The sequence below is a fragment of the Pelagicoccus sp. SDUM812005 genome, from assembly GCF_031127875.1.
Lineage (GTDB): Bacteria > Verrucomicrobiota > Verrucomicrobiia > Opitutales > Opitutaceae > Pelagicoccus.
The window spans coordinates 97,754-110,831 of the sequence record NZ_JARXIA010000019.1 but is presented as its reverse complement, the minus strand read 5'-3'; the positions used below and the strand labels follow the sequence as shown (position 1 = coordinate 110,831).

General features: G+C 58.4%; 6 protein-coding genes. 5 read left to right on the top strand and 1 reads right to left on the bottom strand.

Annotated features, from left to right (window positions below; translation table 11 throughout):
* Window positions 1–195: 195 nt before the first annotated feature.
* The 3 genes from QEH57_RS19740 (at window position 196) to QEH57_RS19730 (ending at window position 5,466) form a co-directional block, all read left to right on the top strand.
* Window positions 196–1,797, top strand: a complete 1,602-nt coding sequence (locus QEH57_RS19740; RefSeq protein ID WP_309008512.1) for a sulfatase-like hydrolase/transferase — start codon at window positions 196–198, stop codon at window positions 1,795–1,797.
* Window positions 1,798–2,038: 241 nt separating this feature from the next.
* Entirely contained in the window at window positions 2,039–2,536 is a 498-nt protein-coding gene (locus tag QEH57_RS19735) for a hypothetical protein (protein ID WP_309008511.1), read from the top strand.
* Between the two features lie 125 nt (window positions 2,537–2,661).
* Complete coding sequence (locus tag QEH57_RS19730) at window positions 2,662–5,466, top strand: LamG-like jellyroll fold domain-containing protein (protein WP_309008510.1); 2,805 nt, start codon at window positions 2,662–2,664, stop codon at window positions 5,464–5,466.
* Window positions 5,467–5,505: 39 nt separating this feature from the next.
* Here the strand turns inward: QEH57_RS19730 and QEH57_RS19725 are convergent, their stop codons facing one another.
* Entirely contained in the window at window positions 5,506–7,656 is a 2,151-nt protein-coding gene (locus QEH57_RS19725; protein WP_309008509.1) for a response regulator, read from the bottom strand.
* Window positions 7,657–7,948: 292 nt separating this feature from the next.
* Here QEH57_RS19725 and QEH57_RS19720 point away from each other — a divergent pair, with 292 nt between their 5' ends.
* Together QEH57_RS19720 and QEH57_RS19715 are read left to right on the top strand one after the other, a co-directional pair.
* Window positions 7,949–10,675: a hypothetical protein gene (locus QEH57_RS19720; RefSeq protein WP_309008508.1), complete on the top strand. Its 2,727-nt coding sequence runs from the start codon at window positions 7,949–7,951 to the stop codon at window positions 10,673–10,675.
* Window positions 10,676–10,710: 35 nt separating this feature from the next.
* Window positions 10,711–13,020 carry a glycoside hydrolase N-terminal domain-containing protein gene (locus QEH57_RS19715; RefSeq protein ID WP_309008507.1) on the top strand — a complete coding sequence of 770 codons (2,310 nt, stop codon included), beginning with the start codon at window positions 10,711–10,713 and terminating at the stop codon, window positions 13,018–13,020.
* The last annotated feature ends 58 nt before the right edge of the window (window positions 13,021–13,078 follow it).

Here is a 13,078-nt window from a genome sequence, read left to right as displayed (position 1 = left end):
ACGGGAACAGAGGTCGAAAGGGCCGCCGCTCGCTGCAGCAAGCTCGCAAGCTAGAGGAAACCTTCGAAGCAACCGAGCAACCGCCCCCCAGTTTACACTGGAAAGCGACTCAGGACCGCCACGTTACCAAGGTAAGCAAAGGAAGGATTGAAGGCTGTTCGGACACTGGGCCCAGTGGTAAGCGAATACACCCCGATGAAAAAACCTTTCCTTTCGCAAACACTCTTTTGGGGGGTAAACGTTTTCCTTGCCCCCTTTTTCCTGCTCTCTCTCTGCCTGTTCAGCAGCTCCGCCGCGCATGCCGCGGCAAGCGCTTCAGAGGAAATCGCACGCGACGCCTCGAAGCCGAACATCATCTTCCTGATGACCGACGACCAGCGCTGGAACCAGCTCGGCTGCTACGGGAATACGGAATTCAAGACTCCCAACCTCGACCGCCTCGCCGCCCAAGGAGTCACTTTTGACAACGCCATCCAAGCGGTCGCCATCTGCATGCCCAGCCGCGTCACCGTACTGACGGGACGCCACTACTCCAGCCACCGCGTCGGCTTCGTCGCCCCCAACGACTACACGCTTTCGCGAGCCGACTTCAACCAAAGCTACCCTGCCCTGCTCAAGGCCGCCGGCTACCGCACCGGCTTCATCGGCAAGGTCGGCTTCACCGTCACCGAAGAAGCCACCCGTCCCAGTACCCCCGCCCAGCACTTCTACGAAGAGAACATGCGGCACGTCTTCGACTACTTCGCTGGAGCCGAAACCGTCGAAAACAAGAAGTTCGAAATGTGGCCCGCCGAGGATCCCGGCCTGCAACGGATCTACCAAGGCGAGAAGCAGAAGGGTGAAACCCGAACCCTCAGAACCGGCAAAGCCATTCTCAACTTTCTGGATACGCAACCCGAGAACCAGCCCTTCTGTCTCTCCGTGAGCTTCTATGCGGTCAAGCACGACAGCAACGACCACGTCTACATGCCGCACTACGAGCTCTTCAAGGACCACGTCTTCTCTGCCCCCGAAAACTGGGTCGAAGGTGAAAACGAAGAGCTGCCAAAGGTCGTCAAGGAAAACGCCCGCGGCGTCCCTCTCCACAAGAACCGCACCTCCACCCCCGAGCTCTACCAACGCCAGGTCCGCCGCTTCGCCACCCAAGGCTACACCGTAGACCAGCAAGTCGGGCTCATGGTGGAGAAGCTCAAGGAAAAGGGCCTGCTCGAAAACACAATTATCATCTACACCAGCGACAACGGCCGCCTCATCGGCTCCCACGGACTCTTCGACAAATGCATCCTTTACGAAGAATCCGTCAAGGCCCCGCTCATCGTCTTCGACGGACGCGAGCCCGTATCCACGCCAGGCCGACGCGAGCACGCCCTCATCTCCTCCGTCGATCTCGCCCCCACCATCCTCTCTCTAGCCGGAGTCAACGCGCCTTCCCTTTCCCAAGGCCACGACTTCACCGGCCTGCTGCACCAAACCCAAGACCGATCCCAGTGGCGGGACGCCGTCCTCATGGAAAACCTCTTCCTCGTGGACCTGTTTCGCTCCCGCCACGATCCCGACGTGGACAAGATCAACCAGCAGCTCATCGACGCCAACAAATCCTATCGCTCCCGCGGCGTCCGCACCGACCGCTGGAAATACTTTGTCTACTACGAGCACACCCCACCGATCGAGGAACTCTACGACCTCGAACGCGACCCGCAGGAGATGAACAACCTGGTCGGCAATCCCGAGTTCGCCGAAGTTCTAAAGAAACTACGGCAGCGAACAGAGGAGCTATACCAAGAGGCCGCCCAATAGCCCGAAGGCGGCCACCCGCCACGCCGCGAGCAGCATCGTCATTCGAGGAATGCCTTCGACCGACGCTGCCAGCTAGCCCCCTGCGGAGCGGCGAATGGACACGCGTTTCGCCACTCCGCAATCGCAAATTGCATCCCTATCCGCAGCTAAATCCTCTCGCGTTCAAAAGCGCCTCCTTCCAGCATGGAGATCTATGGAAGAAGAAAACATATCACTTCCTCTACCGATATACCTCGCATCCATGCTCCTAGCTACGCGACTCGAGGGCCTTGTCCTGCAGGCTCCCCAAGAGGTCGTGCTCAAGGCGATTTCGGAGCGTCCCGAGCTTTTCCACTACCGGGCCCTCCGCAGCGGAAAGCTGCTCATGTGGGACCTCCAAATCGAAAACGCGCTTCCCGAGATCGAGGAATACGTCCCCGACCTAGCCGACGCCGTACGCGAGGCAGGACTCGACCAACAGGGCCCCTTCTACGCCTTCGAACAGGAAGGCACCATCCCGCACCAGATGTGGATGCAACGAAAGGCCAAGATCGAAGAGCCGATCGTCGACACCACCTTGCCCGATTGCGAGCCGATCTTCGGTGGCTCCGACCTCGAACTGGAGTTCATCGATACCGACACCGCCCTCGATATGCTCAACCAAGCCTTCGAAATGGCCGATGGCCCCGAAAAGGAGCACGCCATCGCTCGAGCCAAAGAGCTCTTGAAGGACGCCAGCAGCCAGACCGACGAGGAGTAGCGGAGCCGCGCGGCGACCGCTAGCAGCGCTCGCCGTTTCCAGTGTAACATCGGAACAGTTCGCCCCACACTTCCTCACTCGAGAGCCTGATCGGATCCCCCTAAATCATCCGACTTTCAGGCCCGATGAATACACGAACACGCCCCCTCATCACCCTCCTTTTCATTGCCTCGATCCTGACGGGCGCCGTATCCGCCCAGCGGAACTTCGTCCACCCAGGCATCTCGCACAAGAAGTCCGACCTCGACCGCATGAAGTACATGGTCGAGGCCAAGATCGACCCGTGGTACTCCTCCTACCTCGAAATGGTCGCCGACTCGAAGTCGAGCTACGACTACACCGTCCGTGGCGACAAATCCTTCACCGAGCTCGGCCGCGACAACAAGGTCAACTACAGCGCTTGGAACAGCGACATCCGGGCAGCCTACTACAACGCCATCCGCTGGTACCTATCCGGCGACACCCGCCACGCCGACAAAGCGGTCGAAATCTTCAATTCCTGGACCGGTCTCACCGCCGTCACCAGCGGCGGTACGGACGCCCTCAGCGGCGGCGTCGGCTATATCATGATCGAAGCCGCCGAAATCATCAAAAGCACCTACGACGGCTGGGCTCCGGAAGATATCGAAGCTTTCAAGGCCATGCTCATCTATCCTGGATATTCGAATACAGAAGTTCCACCCACCGTTTCTCGAACCAACGGAACCTTCTACTGGAAATCCTACCAAGGCGACTCCGGTCGCCACGGCAACCAAGGACTCTCCGGTTGGCGAACCGTTATGGCCATGGGGATTTTCCTGGACAACGAAATCATGTACGACCGGGCCTTGCGCTACATCCAAGGCCTTCCCCACCGCCCCGACGACTTGCCCTATCCGCCCGGTCCCAGTGAAAGCTCCGAGCTCCTCTCCTCCAACGAGTACGCCGACACCTATCGTCACAGCCAAGGAGACAGCATCGAGGATTATGGATACAACGAAGTCATGACCCACTACATCTGGGAAAACGGACAATGCCAGGAGAGCTCCCGCGACCAGCAGCACGTCTTCTTCGGCATCGGCCTGCTCTGCTCCATGTCCGAAATGGCATGGAACCAAGGCGACGATCTCTACAGCCACGCCGACGACCGCCTCCTCCTAGGCCTCGAATACAACAGCCGCTACAACGTTACCTACCGCAAATCGTATCCAGACCAGGAAACGCACTGGGTGCCAACCGTCGAATCCGGCGAATTCATACAACGCCTAGACCGCACCGGTCGCTGGTTTTCCAAAGCGATCAGCCCCATCGGAATCGGCGACTTTCCCAACGTCCGCCCAATCTTCGAAATGCCTATCGCCCACTACCTCGGCAGAGGGCTCAAAACCGAGGATGAACTAAAATGGATCCTGCGAGCTCGCGACATCGCGATCGAAGAAGCGGGCTATGAAGCCGCTGGCTGGACAAACGACGCCATCGGCTGGGGCGGACTCGGCTTCCGCCGCCCCGACAGCTGCTACGGCGATCCAATCGTAGGCTTTGCGAACGGCCTCCCTCAATTCCATCTGCACGTACTCCCTCAGAGCATCGAAGCTGAAAACTACGACCACTTCGCCGGCGATGCGGAAGGCCGTACCTATCACGATACCAGCCCGAGCAATACAGGAGGATCCTATCGCTCCGAGGAAGGAGTGGACATCGCCACGTGCTCAGAAGGTGGATACGCGCTCACCGACCTGCAAGATGGCGAGTGGGTCACCTACACCGTCGCAGTGCCCGCTACCACCACCTACGGTATCTCCATCCGCTACGCAGCGAGAGCCAACGGAGGAAAGATCAAATTCAGCTTCGGCGGAACGGACGTCACCGGCGAAGTTACTCTACCCTACGGAACCACAGGCTCCAACGGTCCCGACGACTGGCAGGACCTGACCGTCGCCACGGACATCCCGCTCACGGAAGGCGTACAGAGCATGAGAATCAGCATCAGCGGCGCCTCCAACGCCTTCGAACTCAACCGCATCTCCTTCGAAAAGGGCCCCGACCCTGTCGAGCCTCAACTCTCCACTCGGGCCCACTGGAGCCTCGACGACCGCAGCGGGTCCACCGCGCTCGACTCCTCGGGCAACCAGTTCCACGGCAGCGTCGCCGCCCCCAGCTGGATCGACGAGCCCGACCGCAGGGCCCTCGCCATGAACGGCAGCTCTACAAGCATTGAAATTCCCGCAGCTGTCTTCGACTCCATCGACGAGGAAATCTCCATCGCCTTTTGGGCTAAAGGCAGTGACTCGCAGCCACTCGCCGACTCGATCTTCTACGCCGTCAACGCATCCAACCAGCGGATACTGAACATCCATCTTCCCTTCGAAAACGCGACCGTGTATTGGGACGCCGGTTACGACGGTAGCTACGACCGTATCAACAAAAGCGCTACCGACGAGGAGTTCAAGGGAGCTTGGACCCATTGGACCTTCACCAAAAACGCCAGCGTGGGAGCCATGTTTATCTACCGCAACGGCGAACTCTGGCATTCCGGAACCGGAAAGAACAAAGCTATCACCGGCATCACCGCCGCTCGCATTGGCAGCGCCATCGACGAACGCTTCTACACCGGCGCCATCGACGACGTACGCATCTACGACAGCGCCCTCACTCCTAGCGAGGTGGTAGAGCTCTACAACATTAACGTGAACTCCTTCGAATCCCCGGTTCGGACCGGCCGTGTGGAGATAAGCCGCGACACGCTCGGACAGCAATACCTGCTGCTCTCCATTCCGGACTCGAAGCCCGAATATATCTACCAGGTAAAAATCTGCGAGGACCTCAGGAACCCCAGCTGGACGAAAATGCCTCTATATCAAACCGGAACGGGAGCCTTGCTACAGCTAAAAGTCCCGCTCCCCGCCCACAAGGACGAACGCTTCTATCAAGTTTTCGAAAAGCAATTGTGAGGTAGAGGGATCGACCGCAACGCTTTAGAAGCCAGAATATCAGTTGCAGTCGTTACCAACCCAGCGCTCCAAGGTCGCTTGGATTTCCTTTATAGAAACCGGCTTGGAAATGTGGTCGTCCATTCCAGCCGCTTTGCATTCCTTCTGATCTTCCTCCATCGCGTTCGCCGTCAGGGCGATAATCGGAATGCTCCGATTCTCCTCGCCCGCTAGGCCTTCGCGAATGGCGCGAGTCGCCTCGTAGCCGTCCATTTCCGGCATCATGCAATCCATAAGAACCATGTCGTAACGGTTGCCTCGCATGAGGCTTAGAGCGTCGAGCCCATTTTCCGCAGTATCCGCATCGATACAATACTTCAGCTTCAACAGCTTGGTAACGATCATACGGTTGGTCAGATTATCTTCCACGACCAATACGTTTGCCCCGCTGAAGTCAATTGTCCGGACGCTCGCCAACTCGTCGGGCGACTCCGCTTGATCTGTATCCACTTTTCGAGCGCAAACTGCCGCATGAAGTTGTCGAATCCTTAGCGGCTTATTCAACTTGCCCGAAGCCCAGTCGGGCATCTTCCGCAGGTCATCGCTGGTTAACCTTTCAAGCAGGGTGAAACGGGCGCCCGCCAACTTCGGTTCGTGCTCCATCATCCGCGTCCACTTGCTTTCGTCCGTTCGCCAAAGCGAGGCGTCTAGGAATACCGCCTGGATCGCTTCGCTATCGACCAAGCGCTCTCTGGCTTCGTCGAGGCTTTTGGCCAAAACCATGGGGCATCCCCAATGCTGCAACCAAGACTGCAGGTAGTCCAAAGTCTCAGCTGACCGGTCAACGACCAGTACGCAGGGGAGAGCCAACTCCGGATCTCGCTGCAGAAGTTCCCCATTGAATTCGCCATCGCCAAGCGGGAATCGTATCCAGAACTTGGATCCATTCCCTAATTCGCTCTCGACACCAATTTCCCCACCTAGGTTTTCGACGATGCTTTTGCAAATCGAGAGTCCAAGCCCGGTACCGCCGAACTTACGCGTCGTGGATTCGTTGGCTTGCGTAAACGCGTGGAAAAGCCGGTCCCGGCTCCCGGCGTCTAAACCGATCCCCGTGTCCTGGACGTAAATTTCCAATCGCTCCAAACCCGTTTCGCTTCGATCCATCCGCGATCCGACCACGACCGAGCCGCGCTCCGTGAACTTGATCGCGTTACTAACTAGGTTGGATAGCGCCTGCCTGAGCTTGTGCGGGTCCGTGTTTATCTCGATCAATGACTCGGGCTGGATACGGACGCTTAAATCCAAGCCTTTTTCGAACGCGTTGCTGGCATGGATCTCTACCCCTCGCTCGAGCAACTCGTCCAAGGCGACCTTCCGATACTTGAATTCCATCTTGCCCGCTTCGATCTTCGAAAAATCGAGGATATCGTTGATCAGAGCCAACAGATCGTTCGCGCTATTCTGGGCAATCTTCAGATACGAAAGATTCTCCTCGTCGAGGTGCGATTCGAGGATGTGCAACATGCCAATCATGCCGTTCATCGGGGTACGGATTTCATGGCTCATCGAAGCCAGGAAAAGGCTCTTGGAACGACTCGCCTCTTCCGCCGCAATTCGCGACTGCTCGAGCTCCGCCGCCACTTTCTTTTGCTCCGTGATATCAACGATAGTGTTGATCTCCTTAAAGCCTTTTCCGTCCGCGTCGTACAAGCGCTTCCAAGTCGTTTTCACCCAAACAAGCTCGCCATCGCTCCTCAAGTACCGCTTCTCCATCGAAACTTCCTTCTCCCGATCCGTGGCAAGCTGGGCGCGGACCTTCCGCTGGGCCTGCAAATCCGCCGGATGCGTGATCCTGGCAAAGGCCCCGGGATTCATCATATCCTCCTTCGTTAGCCCCGTTATCTGAAAATGGGCCGGATTGAACAGCCGGTCCTCCAGCCTGGGACTTTCACCCTCTCGGTGGTAAGACCAGTACAAGCCGATCGGTACCGAATCGAACACGAAGTTCAATTGTTCCTCCTTTGCCCGCACCTCCTGCTCGACGAGTGCCAAGCGGCTATAAACTCTCCAAAGCAGCAGAATTCCCGCTATCGATAGAGCGAGGGCCAGAGACCTTCCCAAACCGGAATCGACCACGCTCGCCAACCAGCCCGCATTCGCGATGGCGACACCGCCGGCTCCTAGGAGAAGGAAACGCGTCCGCGCCATTGATCGCGCGTACTTAGGTTGGCTTGATAACATTGGGGCGGGGTCAAGGGGCAGGTTTTGCAAGGATACTCATACGACCCATCGGCGCCCTAGGGTTTTCCTTTTGTAAAAAAAGGTTATTCTCACAAAGTTTTGGCGCGATTTATACAGATTTCCCCCAACGACTGCACCTACCGCTGCGACAGGTGCCGGCGTTGCAGCCAATCTGGGATCCACCTTTCATTTACCATGGTAAACAGCGCCGTCCTTGAGGAGCGAACAGGGATGCCAAGCCTATTACGGTCTCTCAATTATGACCCCGTTCAAACCCGCTTCCCTGTTTCATATAACAGCTTGGTTCGCCCTCGCCTTTTCAGCTGCGCACCCCATTTGGGCGGCGTCCGAGCACCCTTCCATCTACGGGGACGACTCCACTAAGGCCGCCCTCCAAGCCAAGATCGAGAACGTAGACTGGGCCAAGGGCGTCTACCAGCGCCTAAAGGAATCCGTCGATCCCTACGTCGACCGCCACCTCGACGATCCGGAGTGGATCGTCTCTCGCCTCCAGATGCACTGGAATACCCGCTACCAAAAGACCTTCGTCAACGGTTCCGTCTGGTCCCACGGGGAAGGACAGGCCCCCGTCCCCACCGTCAAGTTCGCCGGAGGCCGCGATTGGAATTCCGATTACAGCACTCCCGCCCTCGAAGACGTGCAGCCCTACTCCGACGACGAACGAGGCATGTGGCTGCAAAACCACACCAAACCGGGGCATCCCTGGGAATGGGCTCCCATCGACCAAACTGGGCACACCATAGAGCGCATCAACGAGCGCATCATGGAACTCGCCGAAACAGCGGCCTTCCTCTACTGGTACACCGGCGAAGAAAAGTACGCTACCTTCGCCGCAGACATCGTCTGGACCTACGCCCTCGGCATGTACCACCGCGAAAATCCGCAAACCTTCGAAGACCACAAAAGCGCCCGTATCATCGGCCTCGCCACCTTCGAAGTCATCCACGAGCGCATCACCCGCACCCTCGCCGTCAGCTACGATTACCTGCACGACTACCTCGTCGAAAACGGCAAGGACGTGCGAATCATCCAAGACCTGTTCCGACGCTGGGCCGACCGCATCGTCGCGGGTGGCGGATCCCAGGGCAATTGGAACATCAACCAAGCCCGCTACATCGTCTACATGGGCCTCGCCCTCGAAGACGATTCCCACTACGCCGACGGCAAAGGAAAGCAGCACTATATCCGCCAATTCACTACGGAATCCACCGAAAACCAGCGAGCCCTCAAGGACGTCGTCCCTGAAACCTACGACCCCGCAAACGGCGTCTGGCCGGAGGCCCCGGGCTACGCCTTCAGCGTCACCGACACCATTCTCGGCCTCGCTAAGATCATCCACAACGGCACTGGCCAAGACGTCCTCGAAGACTATCCAATCATCGTTCCCGCCGCCACCGTAGCCGCCCAGTTCCTCAACCCCAACGGCTTCATGCCAGGCTTCGGCGACACCTACCACCAAGCCCCCTACACCGCCTCTATGGAAATGCTGCTCGAACGCTTCCGCCGCCTCGAGCAGCCGGAAAAGGAATTGCAAGTCGCCCAAATCCTAAAGGAGCAAATCGAGCTCAACGGCTACGACCGCTCCCAGATCGACACCCTGCACGCCCTCACCAGCTACGTTGACGCCCTCCCCGAAGGCAGCCCGGAGGAATCCCTCCGCACCCGCACCTTCTACGCCGACAGCATCAATTTCCTCGCCCAGCGCAACGCCCAGAACGAGGAAAACGGCCTCATGATCTCTCTCGTCGGTACCCGCGGCGGCCACATGCAAACCAACGGCATGGCCATGGAACTCTACGGCAAGGGCCTCATCCTCGGCCCCGACGCCGGACGCGGCCCCTCCTACTGGACCACCAGCCACGGCGAATACTACATGCGCTACGCCGCCCACAATACCGTATCCGTCGACGGAAAATCCTACTATCCATCCCGACGCGCGGAAAATACCTTCGACATCGAAGCCATCGAACCCGCCCCCGGTAGCCACCAACCCGTTTCCGACGCGTATTCGTTTTCGGATACAAGCTTCGGCGATCCCGCGACCGACTCCCAACAGCGCCGCCTCCTAGCCATCGTCAAGCCGAGCGAGTCGACCGGCTACTACGTCGACATCTTCCGCTCCCGCCGCAAGGACGGCCGAGACAAGAAAAACGAATACATCTACCACAACCTCGGCCAAAGGCTCGCTGTCTCCGACCTATCCGGAAACTCCCTGAGCTTCTCCCCAACCGAAGAGCTCAGCGAAGCCGCAGGCGACGACGTCTCCTACAACTACTTCTCCGACAAACGCGCCGCCAAGTGGAACCGCGACTTCTACGCCCAGTTCGATGTGACCATGAGCAAACACCGCGACGTCAGCATGGGTCTGTGGATGGCGGGCAACAAGGAGCGTACGGTCTTCACTGCTAACTCCCCCGTAGCACGCACCCTCCAGCGCGGCTCCGCTCCCAAAGAGCTCTGGGACCTCCCCGTCCCCACCCTCGTCGTGCGCCAAGACGGCGAAGCTTGGAGCAAGCCCTTCGTCGCCATCTTCGAACCCTTCTACACCGACAAAGGCAGCGCTCTCCTATCCATAAAATCACTCTCACCGTCCAAGGCCGAAGGCGATTTCGTAGGACTCGAAGTCACCACAAAAAACGACGGCACCCAATACATTCTCAATAACACCGACGCCCACGCACGCACCGACGTAGCCGGCATCGCCTTCTCAGGCACCTACGCCGTCGTATCCGAATCGGATTCCGGCATCCAATCGCTCTACCTCGGCCAAGGCACCTTCCTGTCCAAAGGCGGACTAAGCATCGACGGCAAAGGAAAATCCGTGAACGCATCCCTTGAGAAATCGGGAGACCATTACCTCTACAGCGCCAACCAGCCGATCACCGTAACCATAACTGGCCGCACGCTCGACCTGCCTCCCGCTCACCGAGCACCCCTTTCAATCGCAAATCCCAGCAAGGACTAAAAACCAAGGACACCGCTTTGCAAAACAAGATCATAATGAAATATCCGGCCGCTTGGTTCGGAGAAAAATGGAAAGAAGCCCTCCCTTCGGGCAACGGCGTGATCGGAGCTGCCGCCTACGGCGCCGTACACAACGAAACCGTGCTTCTCACCCATGACGACCTTTGGCACGAAGTAGTGACCAATCCACTACCGGACGTCAGCGACAAGCTCCCCGAAACCCGCCGCCTCCTTCAGGAAAACAAGGCCTTCGAAGCCGATACCGTCCTTTCCCAAGCCCTCAAAGACGCCGGCTACCACGCCGACATCGGCGCCCCGCTCCCACTCGGCGACCTGCAAGTCGCCATGCCCGTCGAAAAAGGCTTCACCCACTACCGCCGCGCTCTCGACATGGAAACCGGCGAGGTCTTCGTCAATTGGACCGACGCCAAAACCAACTACCAACGTAAGCTCTTCGTCTCACGCGCTCAGGACATCGTCGTCATGGAAATATCCTGCGATGGCGAGAAATCCCTCGACGCCCGCATCGGACTCGACCTGCACGACCGATCCGACACCCGCCTCGGCGACGGCAACGATCCCAAGCTCCCCGGCGACCTCGAAATCCAAGCCTCCGAAGACGGAATCATCCGCTACGCCGCTCGCAACAACGACGATCAGCTCGACTTCGGAGCCGTAGCCAAAGTCATCTCGCCAGACGGAAGCCTGACCGTAACCGATAATTCAATACAAGTAACCGGCGGCCGCAAAGCACTCGTCGTCGTGAAACTATTCATCAAAGGCGAGCGCCAAAGCGATTGGAAAGCCGCCACTGCGGAGCTCGAATCTCTCGACTCCGACTACGACGCCCTCCTCGCTCCGCACGTCGCCCTTCACAGCGAACTCTTCAAACGCGTGCAGATCGACCTCGGGGCCCGCGACGCCGAACGTTCGCTCTCCAACGAGGAACTGCTTCTCGACGCCTACCAAGGCGAAGTTCCCACCGCCATGGTCGAAAAGATGTGGGCCTACGGACGCTACCTGCTGATTTCCAGCTCCCGCGAAGGCGGCCAACCTTGCCCCCTCCAAGGCAAATGGTGCGGCTCCTACCGCGGCTACTGGACCTTCAACATGGCCAACGAAAACCTGCAGATGAACTACTGGCAGGCCATGTCGGGTAACCTTACCGAAACCGCCCTTCCCGTCTTCGACTACTTCGAGCGTCACCTCGACGACGCCCGCGAAAACGCCCGCAAGCTCTACGGCTGCCGCGGCATCCTCATTTCCTGCATCACCACGCCTCCCTCCGGACTCTTCAAGGACATCCAGCCGCACATCCTGCACTGGACCGGAGCCGCCGCATGGATCGGCCAGCACTACTACGACTACTACCTGCACACCGGCGACCAGCAGTTCCTCAAGGAACGGGCCCTCCCTTTCCTCCAAGAAGTCGCCCAATTCTACGAAGACTTCTTCACCATCGGCGACGACGGCTACTTCCTCAGCGCCCCCTCCAACTCGCCGGAGAACAACCCGGGCAACCACACCCGCAACGCCACCGAACTGCTCGCCATGGAAACCACCATGAACGCGACCATGGACTTCGCCCTCGCCAAAGAAGTGCTCACCCACCTCATCGAAGGCTCGCAGCTTCTCGGCATCAACGAAAAGGAAGTGGCCAACTGGAAGGCCATGCTCGCCAAAATACCTCCGTATCAAATAAATGAGGATGGAGCGATCAAGGAGTGGATGCATCCCTTCTATACCGACAACTACCACCATCGCCACCAGTCCCACATCTACCCTGTCTTCCCCGGCATCGAAGTCACCCGCGAAAACGATCCCGAACTCTACAAGGCCTTCGAGATTGCCATCCGCAAGCGCCTCGACATCGGCATCGGTTCCCAAACCGGCTGGTCCCTTGCCCACATGGCCAACGTCTACGCCCGCATGGGGGAAGGCGACCAAGCCCTCGACGTGCTGAGCCTGCTCGCCCGCTCCTGCGTGATGGGCAACTTCTACACCACGCACAACGACTGGCGCAACAGCGGCATCGGCGTCGAATTCGACCCCGCCCCTTACCAGATCGACGCCAACTTCGGCTGGACCGCCGCCATCCAAGAGATGCTGCTCTTCTCCAAGCCCGGACAAATCAGCATCCTTCCCGCCCTTCCCGCTGAATGGAAAGCCGGTTCCGTATCCAAACTTCTAGCGCGCGGCGGCATAGAAGTCTCCATCGTTTGGAATGCAGGAAAAGTAGAAGTGGAGCTTCTTTCTAAGACCGAGCAGTCGATCGAACTGATTTGCCGAGGAACTAAGAAAACCCTCGCTCTCAACGAAGGCACGCCAATCCAGATAAGCTTTTAGAAAGCAGAATCTACCAGCTCTTTCCGCCACCCCCAAAAAATCAGGATACACGAGTGAA